Consider the following 19778-nt stretch of genomic DNA (forward strand, 5'->3'; position numbering starts at 1 on the left):
ATTTCGTCTTCAGGTCGACTTTTTCGCCGTCGATGAGCTCGATGGCGGCTACGCCGGCCTCTCCCCCAGCGCTCGCTGCCCGCGGACTAGGAGATGAGCGTTCCGCCGTCGACGACGGAGACGGTGCCGGTGACGTAGTCCTGGTCCATGAGGGCGAGGAAGGCCTTGGCGACGTCGTCGGGCTCGCCCACGCGCTTCAGCGGCAGTGATGCGGACAGGCTGGCGTACATGCCTTCGCGGTCCTCCTCGCTCATCTGCGACCACAGCGGAGAGCGGACGACGCCGGGGGCGACGACGTTCACGCGTAGCGGCGCGAGCTCGACGGCGAGGCTGCGGGCCGCCGAGACGACGGCTCCGGAGACGGCGGTGCCGAGGGTCCAGCCGGGGCCGCCCTTGAACGCGGCGGTGCCGCTCATGAGCGTGATGGAACCGTGTGCGGTCAGGTGCGGAACGGCGAGGCGTACGGCATCGAGCATGTGGAAGAGCCGCAGCGCGAAGAACTGCTGGGCGCTCTCGACGGTGTAGTCCGCCATCGGGAAGCCGGTGAGGTTCTCCGCGGCGGTGTAGGCGAAGTGGTCGAACTCGCCGATCTCGTCGAAGAAGCCGGCCACGGCGTGGCTCGAGCTGGCATCGACGGCGCGACCGACGACGCCGGCGGGGAGCTGCCCCAGCGCGCGCTCGATGGACTCAGGTCGGCGCGAGGCGATGGTCACGGCGGCGCCGGACTCGGCGGCACGCCGGGCGATGGCCAGGCCGATGCCGCTGGTGGCGCCGATGAGAACGATGCGGGAAGAGGTGGAGATGGTCACGTATCCAGGATCAGTGTGACCCGGGCGCCTCGTCCAAGACCCTTTCCGTCGTCAGCGATGTCCGCAGGGCATGAGCCAGCTCGACCGCCCGCGTCAACGGTTCCGAGCGACGTCGCGCCGCCCAGGCGACACCCACCTCGCTCGGCCCGAGACCGGTGACCTCTTTCGCGATCACGTCGGGCCGGGAGTAGAACCGTGCGGTGGAGGCAGGCAGGAACGCGACGCCGAGCCCGAGGGCGACCTGCTCCAGCTTCACCTCGACCTCGTGGGGATAGCTCGGCGCCACGGATACGGGCAGACCTCTCCGGAGACGCGCTTCACGCCACTCCGGTACGGCGTCCGGCGACTGCAGCAGCTCGAGCTCGGCCACGGCGTCCATGTCGAGCGCGCCGCGGTCGGCCAACGGATGCGTACGCGGCAGCACTGCCAGTCGGTGCTCGGCGAACAGCGGCTGCACGGTCAGTCCGCGGGTCGGTACCGGCAGACGCACAAGGCCCAGGTCCACGCGGCCGTCGAGGATGGTCTCGACCTGGTCGTCCCAGCTGGTGCGCACCGTGCTGACCTCGAGGGCCGGGAACGCGGCGCGCAGTCCCTGCAGGATCGGGGTGGCCAGCAGGCCGGGCATGAACCCGACCACCAGACGCTGGGTTCCGCGCGCGGCTTGCCGGCCGCGTCGCTGAAGAGCCGCCGCGGACTGCAGCATCGCCTGCGCGTCCGGAAGCAGCTCGCGGCCGGCTTCGGTGAGGGAGGTACCCCTGCTGGATCGCTCGAACAGAGGCACCCCCAGCTCCCGCTCCAGGAGCGCGATCTGACGGCTGAGGACCGGCTGGGTGACATGCAGGCGCTCGGCGGCACGGCCGAAGTTCAGCTCCGCAGCCACGACCACGAAGTACTCCACGCGCCGCAGGCTCAACTCGCTCACACCGGAATGTTCTCAAACACGGCCAGCCTCGCCTCCTCGATCACCAGCGGCGGCTGACCTAGGCCGAAGAGCCCTCCATCTCCTTCCGCGGAGGTGGCGGACCCTTCGGTGCGGGCGAGATTCGAGGAGGTTCGACGGGCGGGGTGAGACCGTGGGCGATCGCCCAGCTGACCGCCTGGCTGCGAGTGGTGACATGGATCTTTCGGTAGGCCCGCCGGATGTGGCTCTTGAGCGTGTTTCCGCTCATGGCGAGCCTCTTCGCGATCTCCTGGTTGGGCAGCCCCTGGGTGATCAGCTTGAGGACCTCGATCTCCCGGACCGTGAGCCCGGCTGCGGCGCCTTGCCGGTCGCTCGGGGGCTCGTTGATCGGCTCGCCGGCGGCGGTGCGTTCGATGCTGCGTACGAGCTCGGCGGCGTCCGCGCTCATCGAGATCCAGGCCCTGGCGCCCAGTGCGTAGGCCTGGGCGTGCAGGTCGGGGCGGAGGTCTCGGCTGTAGATCAGCACCTTCGCATCGGTCTCGTGCAGCAGGTGGGCGAGTTCACGCTCACCGTCGAGGAACAGGCCGTAGGTGTCGTACACGATCAGGTCGAAGCCGGTCGTGTCGCTGCGGGCGGACGGAAGGGCGGTCACGACCACGCGGTCGGGGTAGTCGTCGAGCATCGAGGTGATTCCGCGTTCGACGACTTCCTGCGGGCTGACCACGGCTACGCGCACCGGTCCTGACATCGACATGAGCTGACGATCTCAGACCGGAGAGGCTGGCGGACCCGAACGGCTGTTCTAACCCATTTCAGGGGTACGAAGCGGGGCCGTGTCGTCAGCCGCGGCCGGCGTACGGCATCCCGGTCGCGAGGATGGTCATCGTGGGCACGCTGACGCCGAGCGGCAGCTGGGCCATGGCGACCACGGCGTCGGCGACGTGCTGGGGGTCGAAGGTGGGCTCGGGGCGTACGGCGCCGTCGGCCTGACGGGCGCCGACGGCGATGCCCGCGGTCATGTCGGTGGCCGCGTTGCCGATGTCGATCTGGCCGACCGCGATGTCGTGGGCCCGGCCGTCGAGGGCGAGCGAGCGGGTGAGGCCGGTGATCGCGTGCTTGGAGGTGGTGTAGGCCGCGCTGCCGGGGCGGGGTACGTGGGCGGAGATCGAGCCGTTGTTGATGATCCGCCCGCCGCGCGGCTCCTGCCGCTTCATCTGCGCGAACGCCTCGCGGGCGCACAGGAAGGAGCCGGTGACATTGACGGCCAGCGTCGCCGCGAACTCCTGCGGCGCGACCTCGTCGGGATCCCCGCTCGGGCCGAAGGTGCCGGCGTTGTTGACCAACAGGTCCACGCGGCCCCACATCCCGACGACGGCGGCGAACGCCGCCTCCACCTGAGCCGCGTCGGCGACGTCGGTCGGCAGCACGAGGGACCGCGCCATCACCGACGCGGTCTCCTCGAGCGAGGCCTTGGTCCGCCCGAGCAGCGCGACCTGGAAGCCGGCCCCGTCCAAGGCCTGGGCGATCACCCTGCCCAGGCCCGAGCCGGCGCCGGTGACGACCGCGACGGGCATCAGCCGAACTGCCGCGAGAGGACCGCGTGCCGGTTGACGTCCTTGTAGAGCAGGTAGCGAAACCGGCCGGGTCCACCGGCGTAGCAGGCCTGCGGACAGAAGGCGCGCAGCCACATGAAGTCGCCCTCCTGCACCTCCACCCAGTCCTTGTTGAGCAGGTAGACGGCCTTGCCCTCGAGGACGTAGAGCCCGTGCTCCATCACGTGCGTCTCCGGGAACGGGATCGCGCCGCCGGGCTCGAAGCTGACGATGTTGACGTGCATGTCGTGGCGTACGTCATCGGGGTCGACGAAGCGCTGCGTCTTCCAGGCGCCGTTGGTGCCGGGCATCTCGCCGCCGGGCACGTCGACCTCGTTGGTGACGAACGGCTCCGGTACGTCGATGCCCTCGACCCGCTGGTAGGCCTTCCGGATCCAATGGAAGCGGGCGACCTGGTCGCTGGTGTTGTGGAGCGTCCAGGCGGAGCCGGGCGGCAGGAACGCGTAGCCGCCCGGGGCGAGGTCGTGCTTCTCGCCCTCGATCGAGAGCGTCAGGGCACCCTCGACCACGAACAGGACACCCTCGGCGACGGGGTCGAGCTCGGGCTTGTCGCTGCCGCCGCCGGGCGAGACCTCGACGATGTACTGGGAGAACGTCTCGGCGAAGCCCGAGAGCGGCCGGGCGATCACCCACAGCCGGGTGCCCTCCCAGAACGGGAGCTTGCTGGTGACGATGTCGCGCATGGTGCCACGGGGGAGCACGGCGTACGCCTCGGTGAAGACCGCCCGGTCGGTGGTCAGCTCCCGCTGCGACGGGTGGCCGCCGGTCGGGGCGTAGTAGCGAGGTTCGCTCATGGTCGGGCTCCTTCGGTGGTGACTCTGCTGAGCAGCCGGCCCTGGGGCGCGGCCTCGATGTCGATCTTCTCGCCGCGCAGCCAGGTCTGACGGACAACACCTGCGAGGGCGCGGCCGTGGTAGGGCGTGACGGCGTTCTTGTGATGGAGCCGCGCGGCGTCGACGACGAAGGTGTCGTCGGGGGCGAGGACGGCGAAGTCGGCGTCGTGGCCGACCGCGATCTGCCCCTTGCTGGTCAGCCCGGCATGACGGGCGGGGGCCGCAGACATCCAGCGGGCGATGTCGGTGAGGGCGAAGCCACGGGCCCGGGCCTCGGTCCAGACCGCCGCCAGGCCGAGCTGGAGCGAGGAGATGCCGCCCCAGGCGACGCCGAAGTCGCCGGTGTCGAGGGCCTTCAGGTCCGGCGTCGAGGGCGAGTGGTCGGTGACGACCATGTCGATGACGCCGTCGCGCAGGCCCTGCCAGAGCAGCTCGCGGTTGGCCGCCTCCCGGATCGGCGGGCAGCATTTGTACTGCGTCGCACCGTCCGGGATCTCCTCCGCGGCGAAGGTCAGGTAGTGGGGGCAGGTCTCGGCCGTGATCGGGACCCCGTCGCGACGGGCCGAGGCCAGCATGGCGAGCACGTCGGAGCTGGAGACGTGCAGGATGTGGACGCGGCAGCCGGTCCACCGGGCCAGCTCGATCACCTGGGCGATGGCCAGGTTCTCGGCGCCCCGCGGGCGGCTGTGCAGGAATCGCTCGTACGCCCCGCCGTCCGCCGCCGGCGCGTGCTCGATCGCGTGGGCGTCCTCGGCGTGCACGATCAGCAGGCCGTCGAAGGAATGGATCTCGCGCATCGCCTGCTCGAGCTGCTCGGCGTCGAGCGGCGGGAACTCGTCGACGCCCGAGTGCAGCAGAAAGCACTTGAAGCCGGAGACGCCCGCCTCGTGCAGGGGTCGCAGCTCGGCGACGTTGCCCGGGATGGCACCGCCCCAGAAGCCGACGTCGACGAAGGCCTGGCTGGCGGCGGTCTTGCGCTTGAGGTCGAGCGCCGGAAGGTCGCAGGTGGGCGGGATGCTGTTGAGCGGCATGTCGACGATGGTGGTGACCCCACCCGCGGCCGCGGCCCGGGTCGCGGAGGCGAAGCCCTCCCACTCAGTCCGGCCGGGGTCGTTGACGTGCACATGGGCGTCGACGACGCCCGGCATCAGCACCTCGTCGTCGGCGAGCTCGACCACGCGGTCCGCGGTCAGGTCCCCCGGCTCGACCGCGACGATCCGCCCGTCGCTGATGCCGACGCTGCCTGCTGTCTCACCGTCCGGGGTCACCATCCGCGCCGCGCGGATGACGACATCGAGATCTCGACTCACACCTTCACCTCTGCCTCATCGACTGCCTCTTCGACTGCCACCACCCGCGTACGCTGGCGCCCGAGGCCAGTCACCTCGGCCTCCACCACGTGCCCCTCCCGCAGGAAGGGCCGGGGCTCGGGCCGCAACGCTGCGACCCCGCCAGGCGTCCCGGTCAGCACCAGGTCGCCGGGTTCGAGTGTCATCAGCGTACTGAGGAAGGCGAGGACCTCACCGACGCCGTAGGCCATCCGGGCGGTCGTTCCGTGCTGTCGCAGCTCGCCGTCGACCCACAGCTGCAGGCCGAGGTCCTGCGGGTCGCCCACGGCGTCGGGTGTGACCAGCCACGGACCGATGGGCGTGAAGGTGTCGGCGCACTTCCCCTTCGCCCAGGTCGGCCCGGCCGCGATCCGTGCCCGCTCGCTGACGTCGTCGGCCGTCAGATAGCCACCGACCGCGGCCAGCGCCTGCCGCGGATCGCGGCACCGGGAGAGCCGGCGCCCGACCACGACGCCCAGCTCGACCTCGTAGTCGGTCATCGTCGACCCGGGTGGCAGCTCGATCTCGTCGTGAGGCCCCACGACCGTCGTCGACGGCTTGAGGAAGACCACCGGCTCCTCCGGGATCGCGACCCCGGCCTCCTCGGCATGGTCCTCGTAGTTGAGCCCGACCCCGACGACCTTGCCCGGTCTTGCCACCGGCGGTCCGATCCGGGTGTCGTCGGGGACTCTCGGAAGGCGGCCTGATGCGACTGCCGCTCTGACCGAGGCGAGCCGCTCGGGGTCGCCCAGCAGGTTCCCGTCGATCGCCGGTACGACAGCCGACAGGTCGCGCAGGATGTCGTGGTCGTCGAGAGCGACGGGGCGTTCCTGCCCCGGCGGTCCCACGCTCAGCAGTCTCATGTCGCCTCCTCGGATGTCGACCGAGGTATCTCGGTCTGGTTGCTGTTCCCTCGTTGAACTCCACGAGGTAGGTGCGCGCTCACCGAGTTACCTCGGTGAGCATTCCGACGGCGATCCGCTCGGCGATCTGCTCGAGCAGAGCCGCTGCGTCGGTCAGGCAGCGCTGCCGGTCGGGCTCGACGTCCACCAGGGCGTACGCCGCCCCGATCCCGGCCGCCCGCAGCCGGTCGTGGTCCAGGTGGTTGACCCCGCAGACCGCCACGACCGGGACGCCGGCGCGGGCAGCCGTGGCGGCGACGCCGGCCGGGGCCTTGCCGTGCAGGGTCTGCTCGTCGAGCGCCCCCTCCCCGGTGACGACGAGGGTCGCGCCGTCCAGTGCCGCGGCGAAGCCGACCAGCTCGAGCACGAGGTCGATCCCCGAGCGGAGCTCGGCGCCGAGGAGGGCGACGGCGGCGAAGCCGACCCCGCCTGCAGCCCCGGCGCCCGGATGATCCCGGCGATCGGCACCGGTCGCCTCTGCGACGACGTCGGCCCAGTGCGCGAGCGCGGCGTCGAGGCGGCGTACCTGGTCGGGATCGGCACCCTTCTGCGGCCCGTAGACCGCGGCCGCGCCGCGGGGGCCGGTGAGCGGGTTGTCGACGTCGCAGGCGACGGTGATCTCGACCCCCTCGACCCGACGGCGGAGCTCGGCGAGGTCGAGCCGGGCCGCCTGCTCCAGGCCGGCTCCGCCGTCGGGCACCGGCGCGTCGGCCGCGGTGAGCAGCCGGGCACCGAGCCCGCGGAGCAGACCCGCTCCCCCGTCGGTGCTGGCACTGCCGCCGATGCCGAGCACCACCCGGCGACAGCCGGCATCGATCGCGGCCGCCATCACCTGGCCGGCCCCGAGGCTGGAGGCGCCCAGTGGATCGGGCGCCCCCGGCAGCCGGGCGAGCCCGGCCGCATCGGCGAGCTCCACGACCGCGACGTCATCGCGCCGGGCGTACGCCGTCTCGACCGGCGACCCGGTCGGTCCGGTCACGGTCACCGGCACCAGCGTGAAGCCGGCGGACTCGGCCGCCGCGAGGGTGCCGTCGCCGCCGTCGGCGACCGGGATCGCGTCGACGACCACACCGGGACGCCCCCGGCGCATCCCGGCGCTCACCGCCGCCGCGACCTCGGCGGCGGTGAGCGATCCCTTGAACTTGTCGGAGGCGACCAGGACTCTGACCATGAGTCAGTCCAGCGGGACGAGCGCGGTCGGGGCGTGCTCACCACGCTCGGCGAGCTCCTCGAACTCGACGACACCGTCGATCTCGACGCCCATCGAGACGTTGGTGACGCGCTCGAGGATGACCTCGATCAGCACCGGGACCCGATACTCCGCCTGAAGCGCCTTGGCCTTCTCGAAGGCGGCACCCAGATCGCTCGGGTCGGTGACTCGGATCGCCTTGCAGCCCAGGCCCTCGGCGACCTTGAGGTGGTCGACGCCGTAGCCGTCGACCTCGGGGCTGTTGACGTTGTCGAAGGCGAGCTGGACGCAGTAGTCCATCTCGAACCCGCGCTGGGCCTGGCGGATCAGGCCGAGGTAGGAGTTGTTCACGACGACGTGGATGTAGGGGATGTTGAACTGGGCGCCGACCGCCAGCTCCTCGATCAGGAACTGGAAGTCGTAGTCGCCCGAGAGCGCGACGACCTGGCCGTCGGGGACGGCGGTCGCGACGCCGAGGGCCGCCGGCAGGGTCCAGCCGAGCGGGCCCGCCTGACCTGCGTTGATCCAGTGCCGCGGCTGGTAGACGTGCAGCAGCTGCGCGGCCTGGATCTGGGACAGGCCGATCGTGGTGACGTACCGGGTGTCGGCGCCGAAGGCGCGGTTCATCTCCTCGTAGACCCGCTGCGGCTTGATCGGGACGTTGTCGAAGTGGGTCTTGCGGTGCAGGGTCCGCTTGCGCTCGGCGCACTCCTCGGCCCAGGCCGTACGGCTCGGGATCCGGCCCGCGCCCGCCCACTCCCGGGCGACCTCGACGAGCACCTCGAGCGCCGCGCGGGCGTCGGAGACGATCGAGTAGTCCGGCGCGAAGACGCGGCCGATCTGGGTCGGCTCGATGTCGATGTGCACGAACGTACGTCCCCGGGTGTACGTCTCGACCGAGCCGGTGTGGCGGTTGGCCCAGCGGTTGCCGATGCCGAGGACGAAGTCGCTGGCCAGCATGGTCGCGTTGCCGTAGCGGTGCGACGTCTGCAGACCGACCATGCCCGCGTTGAGCGCGTGGTCGTCCGGGATCGTGCCCCAGCCCATCAGCGTCGGGACGACCGGGACGCCGGTGACCTCGGCGAGCTCGACCAGCAGGTCGGCGGCGTCGGCGTTGATCACGCCTCCGCCCGCGACGATCAGCGGCCGCTCGGCGGCCAGCATCATCGTGAGCGCCTTCTCCGCCTGGGCACGGCTGGCCGTCGGCCGGGCGATCGGCAGGGGCTCGTACGTCTCGATGTCGAAGTCGATCTCGGCCAGCTGGACGTCGAGCGGTAGGTCGATCAGGACCGGGCCGGGACGGCCCTCGCGCATCAGCCGGAAGGCCTTCTGGAAGGTGCCGGGGACCTGGGCGGGCTCCATCACGGTGACCGCCATCTTGGTGAGCGGCCCGGCGATGGCGGCGATGTCGACGGCCTGGAAGTCCTCCTTGTGGAGCTTCGCGACCGGCGCCTGACCGGTGATGCACAGGATCGGGATCGAGTCGGCGGAGGCCGAGTAGAGGCCGGTGATCATGTCGGTGCCGGCGGGACCGGAGGTGCCGATGCAGACGCCGATGTTGCCGGCCTTGGCCCGGGTGTAGCCCTCGGCCATGTGGGAGGCCGCCTCGACGTGGCGGGCGAGCACATGCTGGAGCCCGCCGTGCTTGCGCATCGCGCTGTAGAACGGGTTGATCGCGGCACCCGGGAGGCCGAACAGCTGGGTCGCGCCCTCCTTCTCCAAGATCAGGACGGCGGCGTCGACCGCGCGCATGCGTGCCATGTCAGTTCTCCCCCTTCGTGACGGAGCCGCTCAGCCGCTCGACGCCCCGCAGCAGGGCCGAGTGGTCCAGGCCGCCGTCGCCGTTGGCCCGCGCGCTCGCCATCAGCTGGGCGACCAGGGAGCCGAGCGGGACCACCACGCCGGCCTCGCGGGCGGCGGCGGTGACGATCCCCATGTCCTTGTGGTGCAGGTCGATCCGGAAGCCGGGCTGGAAGGAGCGGGTCAGCATGTTCTCCTTCTTCTGGTTGAGAACGGCCGAGCCGGCGAGCCCGCCGCCGAGCACCTCGAGGGCAGCCTTGGTGTCCACGCCATACGCCTCGAGGAAGACGACCGCCTCGGAGAGCGCCTGGATGTTGGCGGCGACGATGAGCTGGTTGGCCGCCTTGACCGTCTGGCCGGCGCCGCTCGGGCCGACGTGGACGATGGTCTTGCCGACCGCGTCGAAGAGCGGCTTCGCGGTGGCGAAGTCGTCGGCCGAGCCGCCGACCATGATCGAGAGGGCCGCGTTCTTCGCGCCGGCCTCGCCACCGGAGACCGGGGCGTCGAGGATGCGGAAGCCGCGGGCGGTGGCCTGCTCGGCGAGCGCCGTGGTCACGTCGGGCCGGATGCTGGAGAAGTCGATGATCAGCGCGCCGGTCGGGGCGCTCTCGAAGACGCCGCCCTCGGCCGCGAGGACCTCCTCGACGTGGGGCGAGTCCGGCACCATGACGCAGACGACCTCGGCGTCGCGGCAGGCGTCGGCGGTGGACTCGGCGGCCCGGCCGCCCGCCTCGACGAGGACCTTCGCCCGCTCGGTCGAGTGGTCGTAGCCGGCGACGGTGTGGCCGGCCTCGGCCAGGTGGACGGCCATCGGGTTGCCCATGATGCCGAGGCCGATGAATGCGATGTTGGTCATGATGTTCTCTCCTGCTGGATGGTCAGGGGGCGTGTCAGCGGGTGGCTGTCGCGGCGCTGCGGCGCTCGCGCGGCAGCCAGTCGAAGCTCTCGGCGGAGGTCGTGGCGGGCTTGTACTCCAGCCCGACCCACCCGGTGTAGCCGGCCGCCTCGAGGGCGGCGAGCTGCCGCTCGAGCGGAAGGTCGCCGCTGCCGGGCTCGTTGCGGCCCGGGGCGTCGGCGATCTGGACGTGCGCGATCCGTGCGGCGTACGCAGCGATCACCGCGTCGACGTCATCGCCGTTCACGGCGAGGTGGTAGAGGTCGGCGAGCAGGCCGACGTTGGGCTCGCCGGCTCGGTCGATCGCGGCCACCGCGTCGGCGGCGGTGAGCAGCGGATAGCGGTCGGCGCCGCTGACCGGCTCGACCAGCACGGTGCCGCCGATGCGGGCCGCGGCCCGGGCGGCCAGCGCGAGGTTCTCGGCGCCGAGCTCGTCCTGCGCCTCGGGGTCGGTGCCCTCGATGCGGTTGCCGTAGAGCGCGTTGAACGCGGTGCAGCCGAGGCGCTCGCCGATGCCGATGGTGACGTCGATGTTGTCGCGGAACTCCGCCGACCGGGCCGGCCACGAGACCAGACCGCGGTCACCGGCGGGCATGTCGCCGGCGAAGAAGTTGAGGCCGACCAGGTGCACCCCGGCGTCCTGCACGGCGGCGACGAAGGCGTCCACGTCATTGTCGGACGGCACGGCCTCGGCGAACGGCCACCAGAACTCCACCGCGTCGAAGCCGGCGGCCTTCACCGCCGCGGGGCGCTCGAGGAGCGGGAGCTCGGTGAACAGGATCGAGCAGTTCACCTCGTAGCGGAGCTGGTGGGACATTCTCACCATTCCTTCCGTAATGCGGAATTTGATTTCTGACATTCGAAATATAAGGATGTGAGCGGAGTCACGTCAACCCTGGCCGGTTCCCGGGCCGCAAACTGATGAAGAAACGACAACGGGCCTCGCACGCACGTACGCAGGCGTTGTACGTTCCTCCAAGACGCGGCTTCGGACCGGCGGACCGTGGAGGCACCCGTGCTACTTGCAGAGCTGTTGGAGACGCCCAGCCTGGGGCTGCGGCTCCTGCACGCGCCCGAGGGCTCGCTGGAGCGTCCGGTGGGCCGCACGATCACGATCGACCTGCTCGAGCCCGGCCGCTATCTGAACGGCGGCGAGCTCGTCCTGACCGGCCTCGTCTGGCGTCGCCAGCCCGACGACAGCGAGACCTTCGTGTCCTCGATCGCCGACGGCGGCGCGACCTGCCTGCTGGCCGGCGCCGCGCTCCTCGGCGCGGTGCCCGACGATCTCGTCGAGGCCTGCCGCCGTCACCAGGTCGCCCTGGTCGAGGTCCCCGGAGACGTGGCGTTCGCCGACGTGACCGAGTACGTCGCGGCCGCCGGCGCCGCCGGCGAGAGCGCCCGGATGTCGGCCAGCCTGGCCCGCCAGCGCCAGCTCCTCTCCGCCATCGCCTCGGGCCGCAGCCTCGACGAGCTGGCCGCCCGGGTGGCCTCCGAGATCGGCCATGCGTGCCGGGTGCTCACTGCGAGCGGCCGACATGTCGTCCCCGGCCCGGGCGAGCTCGATCCCGAGACCGTCGACGCGCTCACCCGCCGCTTCCTGACCGCCGACCTGCTGCCGGCCGTGGCCGAGGTGGGTGATCGCAGCTACTCCCTGTTCCCGGTCGGATCGGGCCTGGCCGACCGCGTCACCGGCTGGACCGTGGTGGTCGAGGGCGACCACACCACCTGGCCACGGGAGGACCTCGACATGGTCCACGAGTTCGGGGCCATCACCGCCCTGGACCGCTCCCGGCGCGACGAGGGATTCCGCGTCCGGCGGCCCCTCGCGGCCGCGACCCTCGCCCACCTCGAGGCCGGTGCCACACCTGCCGAGATCGCGGCCGGGCTGCGCCAGTCCGGGATCGACCCCAAGCGTCCACTCGTTCTCGCCGTCGCCGAGCTCGGGCCGGGCGGTCCGCCCGACGCGGTGGCCGCGGTGCTCGAGGACGTGGCCCTCGGCCTCGGACCATCCGTCGTCGCGAGCGCCCGCGACGGCTGCGCGGTCGCCTTCCTCCCCGCCCGCCCGGACCTCACCGACCAGCTGCGCCGCTCGCTCACCCGGCTGGGGCCGGCGCTGGTCCGCGGGTCCCTGTCGGTGGGACTGAGCGGCGAGAGCGGGATCGAGGCACTCGCCGGCGCGCTCGAGGAGGCCCGGTTCGCGCACCGGGTCGCCCGCTCCGGCGGTGGCGCAGTGGCGCTGTCCAGCTCGGAGGAGGTCACCTCCCACGTCCTGCTGCTCGCCACCGTCCCCGACGACATCCGCCGCACCTACGCCCAGCGCGTCCTCGGCCCCGTCCTCGAGCACGACCAGCGCACCGGGAGCGATCTGGTGCCGACGCTCGAGCGGTTCCTGACGTACGCCGGGTCGTGGACGCGCACCGCGGAGTCGCTCCATCTCCACGTCAACAGCGTGCGCTACCGGATCTCCCGGGTCGAGGAGCTGACCGGCCGTGACCTGACCACGATGGAGGACCGCGTCGACGTGTTTCTGGCCCTCAGATCGCTGTGACCTATCTGATCGAAACGCGCGCTGGCCGGCCGGCGGTGTAACACGTCGTTCGTAGTACTACTCGCCCTATTGGAACGACCGGATAGTGCTACGAACAGCGTGTTACACGCATCCCGGCGCGGAGATTCACGCCGCAGAAACGGCTACGAAACCAGCCGCGCGCCATTCTGGAGCATCACACAAAGGCCACATCCGCACCGACCCCATCTTCGGATGATCGGCGGGTGCCGCTCGGGGCCCCGAGAGACCAGGCTGTGGGGTAAGTCACAGCTCACCTGCCCACCGAGGGCGCCCCCGAGAAAGGTGTGAGGATGAACGCGAGAGCAGTCCTGAGGTCGATACGGCCCCAGAAGAAGGACGGTGGCCGCCCCATTCACCCCGTCGACGAGGTGCTCCCGGCGGGCAAGCTCGCCGTCTACGGCCTCCAGCACGTGCTCGCGTTCTACGCCGGGGCGGTGATCGTCCCGATCCTGCTCGCCAACTCGATCGGGTTGAGTCAGCAGGAGCTGATCCACCTGATCAACGCCGACCTGTTCACCTGCGGCATCGCCTCGATCATCCAGTCGGTCGGCTTCTGGAAGGTCGGCGTACGTCTCCCGCTGCTGCAGGGCGTCACCTTCACCGCCGTCTCGCCCATGATCGCGATCGGGATGGCGGCCGGCGGTGGCACCGACGGCCTGCTGGTCATCTACGGTGCGGTGATCGTCGCCGGTCTGGCGACCTTCTTCATCGCCCCCTACTTCAGCCGGCTGATCCGGTTCTTCCCGCCGGTCGTGACCGGCTCGGTGATCACCATCATCGGCATCGCGCTGCTGCCGGTCGCTGCCGCGGACGCGACCGGCGGCGCCGGCCCGACCTCGGACCCCACGAGCGGCCGCAACCTGGCGTACGCCTTGGGCACCCTGGCCCTGATCGTGGTCATCCAGCGCGTCTTCAAGGGCTTCATGGCCACCGTCGCCGTGCTCGTCGGTCTCGTCGTCGGCACCCTCGTCGCGTGGGCTCTCGGGGACGCCCACTTCGACGCGGTCGCCGGCTCCGACTGGGTCGGCGTCACCACGCCGTTCCACTTCGGCTGGCCACAGTTCTCCGCCGCCGCGATCGTGTCCATGATCGTGGTCATGCTGATCACCGCCGTCGAAACCACCGGTGACGTCTTTGCCACCGGCGAGATCGTGGAGAAGCGGATCGGCCGCACCGACATCGCCCGGGCCCTGCGCGCCGACGGCCTGGCCACCACGATCGGCGGCGTCTTCAACTCCTTCCCCTACACGTGCTTCGCCGAGAACGTCGGCCTCGTCCGGCTGACCCGGGTCAAGAGCCGCTGGGTCGTCGCCGCGGCCGGCCTGATCATGGTGCTGATCGGGCTGCTGCCGAAGGTCGGCGCGATCGTCGCCGGTATCCCCCACCCGGTCCTGGGCGGCGCCGCCCTGGCGATGTTCGCCACCGTCGCGGTCGTCGGCTTCCAGACCCTCAGCAAGGTCGACTTCCACGACCACCGCAACGTGGTGATCGTGGCGACCAGCGTCGGCCTGGCCATGTACGTCACCGCGCAGCCCGAGGTCGCCCAGGCCGTCCCGGGGTGGGCCGAGATCATCTTCGGCAGCGGCATCACCCTCGGCAGCCTCACCGCGATCCTGCTCAACATCCTGTTCCACCACGTCGGCCCGGACTACGGCCCCGCCGTCGCCGGTCAGCCGGGTGAGGGCGTCCGGCTCGACCAGGTCAACCAGATGGGACGTACGGAGTTCGTGGAGACGTTCGACGGTCTCTTCCAGGGACCGCGGTGGATGGTGGAGCGGGCCTGGGAGCAGCGGCCGTTCACCGACACCCACGCGCTGCGCCGCGCCTTCCAGGACGCCCTCTTCAGCGGCTCGGCCGAGGAGCAGCGCGAGCTGATCGAGGCCTACCCCGAGCTCGGTTCGAAGCTGGTCTCGGAGGGGATGGTCGGTGAGGAGTCGCTGCGCGACCAGTCCTCGAGGGGCCTGACCCACCTGGCCGAACCGGACCAGGAGGCGCTGACCTCCCTCACCGAGGCCTACCACGAGCGGTTCGGCTTCCCGCTGGTCATCTCCGTACGCGACTCCGACTCGCTCGACCGGATCCTCGCCGAGGGCCGCGAGCGGCTCGGCAACTGCGAACGCCAGGAGCACGCCGCCGCGCTGATCGAGATCGCCAAGATCGCCGGCCACCGCTTCGACGACTTCCTGCGCGATGCCAACCCCATCCACAGCGCCCGCACCCGCAACCCGATCCGGAGTCAACGATGAGCACACCCAGCGCCCCCAGTGTCACCGTCAACGGGGACCAGGTACCCCTGACCGGGGTCGCCACGCACACCACCGCCCTCGACTGGCTGCGCAACCGCGGTCTGACCGGTGCCAAGGAGGGCTGCGCCGAGGGCGAGTGCGGCGCCTGCTCGGTGCTGGTCGCCCGGCCCGGCACCACCTCGCCGACCGAGTGGACCTCGGTCAACGCCTGCCTCGTCCCGGTCGCCGCGCTCGACGGCCAGGAGGTGGTGACCAGCGAGGGTCTCGGTTCCAGCGACGACCTGCACCCGGTCCAGCAGGAGCTCGCCGTACGCGGCGGGTCCCAGTGCGGCTACTGCACGCCGGGCTTCGTCTGCAGCCTCGCCGCGGAGTACTACCGCCCGAACCGTGAGCCGGCACCCGAGACCGACGGCGCCGCCGCGGCCTGCGACCACGAGCACGGCCCGAACGGCGTCGACCTGCACGCACTGAGCGGCAACCTGTGCCGCTGCACCGGCTATCGGCCGATCCGCGACGCCGCCTACGCCCTCGGCGCGCCCGACGCCGACGACGCGTTCGCGGCGCGTCAGCAGCAGCCCCCGCCCGAGCCGCGACCGACCCGGATCGCGGTCGACGGGGCCGAGTTCGTACGCCCGAAGACGCTGACCGAGGCGCTCGACGTGATCACCGAGTGGCCGGAGGCGCAGGTCGTCGCCGGCTCGACCGACTGGGGCGTGGAGGTCAACCTCCGCGGTCGCCGTGCGCGGCTGGTCGTGGCGGTCGACCGGCTGCCCGAGCTGCGCGAGCTCTCCTTCCGGACCGGCCACGTGGAGATCGGCGCGGCCCTCACCCTGACCGAGATCGAGCGCAAGCTCAACGGCCGGGTGCCGCTCCTGGCCGAGCTGTTCCCGCAGTTCGCCTCGCGGCTGATCCGCAACAGCGCGACGCTCGGCGGCAACATCGGCACCGCCTCTCCCATCGGCGACGCCCCGCCGGCCCTGCTCGCGCTCGACGCCGAGGTCGTGCTGGCCTCACCGCGCGGCGAGCGGGTCGTCCCGCTGGCCGACTACTTCACCGGCTACCGCGAGACGGTCCGCGCCGAGGACGAGCTGATCCGCAGCGTACGGCTGCCGTTGCCGTTGGCACCGGTCGTCGGCTTCCACAAGATCGCCAAGCGACGCTTCGACGACATCTCCAGCGTGGCCGTGGGCTACGCGCTCGAGATCGCCGACGGCACCGTGGTCCGCGCCCGGATCGGCCTGGGCGGCGTCGCCGCGACACCCTTGCGTGCCGTCGCCACCGAGGACGCCCTGGTCGGACAGCCCTGGACCGAGGAATCCGTACGCCGCGCCGCGGCCGTCCTCGCCGGCGAGGGCACACCGATGGACGACCACCGCGCCAGCGCGTCCTACCGCTCGGCGATGCTCGGCCAGTCCCTGCTGCGCCTGTTCCACACCCATCCGGAGACCCACACAGACCGCGAGGAGGTGCCCGCATGAGCGCCCTGTCAGAACGCCCCGACAACCCCGTCGTCGGGATCCCGCTCCCGCACGAGAGCGCCGCGCTGCACGTCACCGGCGAGGCGCTCTACACCGACGACCTGGTCGGGCGGATCGCCGGCACGCTGCACGCCTGGCCGGTCCAGGCGCCGCACACCCATGCCCTGGTCACCGCGTTGCGGACCGCGCCCGCCTATGCGGTGCCCGGTGTCGTGCGCGTGCTGACCGCCGAGGACGTACCCGGCATCAACGACGCCGGCGTGAAGCACGACGAGCCGCTCTTCCCGAGCGAGGTGATGTTCCACGGCCACGCGGTGTGCTGGGTGCTCGGCGAGACCCAGGAGGCGGCCCGGCTGGGCGCTGCCGCGGTCGAGGTCGACTACGAGCCGTTGCCCTCGCTCGTCACCGTGCCGGAGGCGATCGCGGCGGAGAGCTTCCAGGGCACCCCGCGCCACCTCGAGCGGGGCGACGTCGCCGGCGCCTTCGAGAGCGCCGCCCACGTCTTCGAGGGTGAGTTCGAGTTCGCAGGTCAGGAGCACTTCTACCTCGAGACCCACGTCTCGCTGGCGCTGGTCGACGAGGGCGGCCAGGTGCTGGTGCACAGCAGCACCCAGCACCCCTCCGAGACCCAGGAGATCGTCGGCCACGTGCTCGGGGTGCCGAGCCACGAGGTCACCGTCCAGTGCCTGCGGATGGGCGGCGCGTTCGGCGGCAAGGAGATGCAGCCGCACGGCTACGCGGCTATCGCCGCGCTCGGCGCCACGCTGACCGGCCGGCCGGTACGGCTGCGCCTCAACCGCACCCAGGACATCACCATGTCCGGCAAGCGCCACGGCTTCCACAGCACCTGGCGCGCCGGGTTCGACGACGACGGTCACATCGTCGCTCTCGAGGCCACCCTCACCGCCGACGGCGGCTGGAGCCTCGACCTCTCCGAGCCGGTGCTGGCCCGCGCGCTGTGCCACATCGACAACGCCTACTGGGTGCCCAACATCCGGGTCGACGGCCGGGTCGCGCGCACCAACAAGACCTCGCAGACCGCCTTCCGCGGCTTCGGCGGCCCGCAGGGCATGCTCGTCATGGAGGACCTGCTCGGCCGGTGCGCGCCTCTGCTCGGCATCGACGCGCTCGAGCTGCGCCGCCGCAACTTCTACCAGCAGGACCAGACGACGCCGTACGGCCAGCAGGTGCGCCAGGCCGACCGGCTGGCGGCCTGCTGGGACCAGGTTGCTGCGTCCGGAGAGGTGGCTCGCCGCCGCGCGGAGATCGCCGACTTCAACCGCCGTCACCCGCACACCAAGCGGGGCCTGGCGATGACGCCGGTGAAGTTCGGCATCTCGTTCAACCTCACCGCCTTCAACCAGGCCGGCGCCCTCGTCCACGTCTACAAGGACGGTTCGGTGCTGATCAACCACGGCGGCACCGAGATGGGTCAAGGCCTGCACACCAAGATGCTCCAGGTCGCCGCCACCGCGCTCGGCCTGCCGTTGTCCAGGGTCCGGTTGGCACCGACGCGCACCGACAAGGTGCCCAACACCTCGGCGACGGCGGCCAGCTCGGGCGCCGACCTCAACGGGGCCGCGATCAAGAACGCCTGCGAGCAGATCCGCGGGCGGCTCGCCCAGGTCGCCGGTGGCCATCTCGGGATCAGCCCCAGCGACGTACGTTTCGACGACGGCGTCGTCCGCGGTCTGTCGCTTGCTTCGGGGTCGATCGGCTGGGACGAGCTGGTCAACACCGCCTACCACCAGCGGGTGCAGCTGTGGGCGGCCGGCTTCTACCGCACCGAGGGCCTGCACTGGGACCCCAACGCGATGCAGGGCGAGCCGTTCAAGTACTTCGCCAACGGTGTCGCCGCGTCCGAGGTCGAGGTCGACGGCTTCACCGGCGCCTACACGCTGCGGCGCGTCGACATCGTCCACGATGTCGGCGACAGCCTGAGCCCGCTGATCGACATCGGCCAGATCGAGGGCGGCTTTGTGCAGGGCGCGGGCTGGCTGACCCTGGAGGACCTGCGCTGGGACACCTCCGACGGGCCGAACCGTGGCCGGCTGGCGACGCAGGCGGCGAGCACCTACAAGCTGCCGAGCTTCTCCGAGATGCCCGGGGACTTCCGGGTGAAGCTGCTCGAGAAGGCCCACGAGGAGGGTGCCGTCTACGGCTCCAAGGCCGTCGGCGAGCCCCCGCTGATGCTCGCCTTCTCCGTACGCGAGGCGCTGCGCGAGGCGGCCGCCGCGTTCGGTCCGGCCGGGACCAGCGTCGAGCTGGCCTCCCCCGCGACCCCGGAGGCCGTCTACTGGGCGCTCGACAAGGCGCGTACGCCGCAGGCCCCCGAGACGAGCGACGCCGGCGCCGAGCCGGCCATGGCCGGGGAGAGGTGACGACATGGAGTGGCTGAAGGCCGTCCAGCGGCTGCGCGAGCAGCGGGTTCCCGGCGTACTCGTGACCCTCACGTCCGTACGCGGTCACTCGCCGCGCGAGGCCGGGGCGAAGATGGTGGTCTCGGCCGACCGCACCTGGGCCACCGTCGGTGGCGGCAACCTCGAGGCGGTCGCGATCGAGCGCGCCCGCGCGATGCTTGCCGAGGATCGTGGGGTGCTGGAGGGCCTGAAGGTGTCGCTCTCCGACAAGGCGCCCTACCAGCACGGCGTGCAGTGCTGCGGCGGCGAGGTCGAGCTGCTGCTCGAGCCGCTGCCCGTGGTCCCGTCCGTGGCCGTCTTCGGGATGGGCCACGTCGGGGTCGAGCTGGCGCGCATCCTGGCCCGCCACGACCTCGAGCTGCACCTCGTCGACTCCCGCGCCGCCCAGCTCTCCCCCGCGCACCTGCGCGGGCTGGACGACGCCGTCGCCGGCATCCACGTCCACGAGGTGCCGGTGCTGCCCGAGCTCGTCATCGGCGAGCTCCCCGAGGGCACCCACGTCCTGATCATGACCCACGACCACGCCGAGGACGCCGCCCTGTGCGACGCGGCGCTCCGCGCCGCCCACCTCGGGTCGATCGGACTGATCGGCTCGAGCGCCAAGTGGAGCCGGTTCCGGGCCAAGCTCGCCGACGAGGGGCACACCCCCGAGGCGATCGCCCGGATCACCACCCCCATCGGCCTCCCCGATCTCGGTGGCAAGGAGCCGGCCACGATCGCGGTCAGCGTCGCGGCCCGGCTGCTGCAGATCTTCGCGGGCGACCCCGCATCAACCGAACAACAACCAAGGTGAAC

16 protein-coding genes are annotated in these 19778 nt (G+C 71.4%); 5 read left to right on the forward strand and 11 right to left on the reverse strand.

Annotated elements, in window-relative coordinates:
• Positions 1-86 precede the first annotated feature (86 nt).
• The 11 genes from HD557_RS23940 to HD557_RS23990 all read right to left on the reverse strand — a co-directional run bounded on the left by HD557_RS23940 (position 87) and on the right by HD557_RS23990 (position 11087).
• Positions 87-809: an SDR family oxidoreductase gene (locus HD557_RS23940; protein ID WP_008364280.1), complete on the reverse strand. Its 723-nt coding sequence runs from the start codon at positions 807-809 to the stop codon at positions 87-89.
• Positions 810-819: 10 nt separating this feature from the next.
• The gene (locus HD557_RS23945; protein WP_307785696.1) at positions 820-1731 is read right to left on the reverse strand and encodes a LysR family transcriptional regulator; all 912 of its coding nucleotides are present in this window, start codon (positions 1729-1731) and stop codon (positions 820-822) included.
• Positions 1732-1789: 58 nt separating this feature from the next.
• Positions 1790-2464 carry a response regulator transcription factor gene (locus tag HD557_RS23950; RefSeq protein ID WP_196875726.1) on the reverse strand — a complete coding sequence of 225 codons (675 nt, stop codon included), beginning with the start codon at positions 2462-2464 and terminating at the stop codon, positions 1790-1792.
• Positions 2465-2549: 85 nt separating this feature from the next.
• On the reverse strand, positions 2550-3284 hold the full coding sequence (locus tag HD557_RS23955) for an SDR family oxidoreductase (RefSeq protein WP_196875727.1): 735 nt from the start codon (positions 3282-3284) through the stop codon (positions 2550-2552).
• Positions 3284-4117, reverse strand: coding sequence for a bifunctional allantoicase/(S)-ureidoglycine aminohydrolase (locus tag HD557_RS23960; protein WP_196875728.1), 834 nt, complete (start codon positions 4115-4117; stop codon positions 3284-3286). Before HD557_RS23960 ends, HD557_RS23955 begins: the two co-directional genes overlap by 1 nt.
• Positions 4114-5466: an allantoinase AllB gene (allB, locus tag HD557_RS23965; RefSeq protein ID WP_196875729.1), complete on the reverse strand. Its 1353-nt coding sequence runs from the start codon at positions 5464-5466 to the stop codon at positions 4114-4116. The genes HD557_RS23960 and allB overlap by 4 nt, the downstream gene beginning before the upstream one ends.
• The gene (locus tag HD557_RS23970) at positions 5463-6347 is read right to left on the reverse strand and encodes a fumarylacetoacetate hydrolase family protein (protein WP_196875730.1); all 885 of its coding nucleotides are present in this window, start codon (positions 6345-6347) and stop codon (positions 5463-5465) included. Before HD557_RS23970 ends, allB begins: the two co-directional genes overlap by 4 nt.
• 79 nt (positions 6348-6426) lie before the next feature.
• Complete coding sequence (locus HD557_RS23975; RefSeq protein ID WP_196875731.1) at positions 6427-7557, reverse strand: glycerate kinase; 1131 nt, start codon at positions 7555-7557, stop codon at positions 6427-6429.
• A gap of 3 nt (positions 7558-7560) precedes the next feature.
• Positions 7561-9336 (reverse strand): glyoxylate carboligase, encoded by a 1776-nt coding sequence (gene gcl / locus HD557_RS23980; protein ID WP_231380438.1) that lies wholly within the window; start codon positions 9334-9336, stop codon positions 7561-7563.
• Between the two features lies 1 nt (position 9337).
• The gene (locus tag HD557_RS23985) at positions 9338-10231 is read right to left on the reverse strand and encodes a 2-hydroxy-3-oxopropionate reductase (protein ID WP_196875732.1); all 894 of its coding nucleotides are present in this window, start codon (positions 10229-10231) and stop codon (positions 9338-9340) included.
• A 34-nt stretch (positions 10232-10265) separates the two neighbouring features.
• On the reverse strand, positions 10266-11087 hold the full coding sequence (locus tag HD557_RS23990) for a hydroxypyruvate isomerase family protein (RefSeq protein WP_196875733.1): 822 nt from the start codon (positions 11085-11087) through the stop codon (positions 10266-10268).
• Positions 11088-11285: 198 nt separating this feature from the next.
• On the opposite strand from HD557_RS23990, the gene HD557_RS23995 reads away from it, so the two are divergent.
• The 5 genes from HD557_RS23995 (at position 11286) to xdhC (ending at position 19776) form a co-directional block, all read left to right on the forward strand.
• A complete protein-coding gene (locus tag HD557_RS23995) occupies positions 11286-12818 on the forward strand; it encodes a PucR family transcriptional regulator (protein ID WP_196875734.1) in 1533 nt (510 codons plus the stop codon).
• A gap of 311 nt (positions 12819-13129) precedes the next feature.
• Entirely contained in the window at positions 13130-15085 is a 1956-nt protein-coding gene (gene uraD / locus HD557_RS24000) for a 2-oxo-4-hydroxy-4-carboxy-5-ureidoimidazoline decarboxylase (RefSeq protein ID WP_196875735.1), read from the forward strand.
• Positions 15082-16563, forward strand: coding sequence for a xanthine dehydrogenase small subunit (locus HD557_RS24005; protein ID WP_196875736.1), 1482 nt, complete (start codon positions 15082-15084; stop codon positions 16561-16563). Before uraD ends, HD557_RS24005 begins: the two co-directional genes overlap by 4 nt.
• Positions 16560-18944, forward strand: coding sequence for a xanthine dehydrogenase molybdopterin binding subunit (xdhB, locus tag HD557_RS24010; RefSeq protein WP_196875737.1), 2385 nt, complete (start codon positions 16560-16562; stop codon positions 18942-18944). Before HD557_RS24005 ends, xdhB begins: the two co-directional genes overlap by 4 nt.
• Before the next feature lie 4 nt (positions 18945-18948).
• Positions 18949-19776: a xanthine dehydrogenase accessory protein XdhC gene (gene xdhC / locus HD557_RS24015; protein ID WP_196875738.1), complete on the forward strand. Its 828-nt coding sequence runs from the start codon at positions 18949-18951 to the stop codon at positions 19774-19776.
• The last annotated feature ends 2 nt before the right edge of the window (positions 19777-19778 follow it).

It is taken from the genome of Nocardioides luteus, from assembly GCF_015752315.1.
GTDB lineage: Bacteria > Actinomycetota > Actinomycetes > Propionibacteriales > Nocardioidaceae > Nocardioides.

What these genes read in the sequence shown, in the direction of transcription:
- HD557_RS23950 (WP_196875726.1), bottom strand. Translation starts at nt 2,464, where the DNA reads ATGTCGATGTCAGGACCGGTGCGCGTAGCCGTGGTCAGCCCGCAGGAA.
- HD557_RS23955 (WP_196875727.1), bottom strand. Translation starts at nt 3,284, where the DNA reads ATGCCCGTCGCGGTCGTCACCGGCGCCGGCTCGGGCCTGGGCAGGGTG.
- HD557_RS23960 (WP_196875728.1), bottom strand. Translation starts at nt 4,117, where the DNA reads ATGAGCGAACCTCGCTACTACGCCCCGACCGGCGGCCACCCGTCGCAG.
- HD557_RS23970 (WP_196875730.1), bottom strand. Translation starts at nt 6,347, where the DNA reads ATGAGACTGCTGAGCGTGGGACCGCCGGGGCAGGAACGCCCCGTCGCT.
- HD557_RS23975 (WP_196875731.1), bottom strand. Translation starts at nt 7,557, where the DNA reads ATGGTCAGAGTCCTGGTCGCCTCCGACAAGTTCAAGGGATCGCTCACC.
- gcl (WP_231380438.1), bottom strand. Translation starts at nt 9,336, where the DNA reads ATGGCACGCATGCGCGCGGTCGACGCCGCCGTCCTGATCTTGGAGAAG.
- HD557_RS23985 (WP_196875732.1), bottom strand. Translation starts at nt 10,231, where the DNA reads ATGACCAACATCGCATTCATCGGCCTCGGCATCATGGGCAACCCGATG.
- HD557_RS23990 (WP_196875733.1), bottom strand. Translation starts at nt 11,087, where the DNA reads ATGTCCCACCAGCTCCGCTACGAGGTGAACTGCTCGATCCTGTTCACC.
- uraD (WP_196875735.1), top strand. Translation starts at nt 13,130, where the DNA reads ATGAACGCGAGAGCAGTCCTGAGGTCGATACGGCCCCAGAAGAAGGAC.
- HD557_RS24005 (WP_196875736.1), top strand. Translation starts at nt 15,082, where the DNA reads ATGAGCACACCCAGCGCCCCCAGTGTCACCGTCAACGGGGACCAGGTA.
- xdhB (WP_196875737.1), top strand. Translation starts at nt 16,560, where the DNA reads ATGAGCGCCCTGTCAGAACGCCCCGACAACCCCGTCGTCGGGATCCCG.
- xdhC (WP_196875738.1), top strand. Translation starts at nt 18,949, where the DNA reads ATGGAGTGGCTGAAGGCCGTCCAGCGGCTGCGCGAGCAGCGGGTTCCC.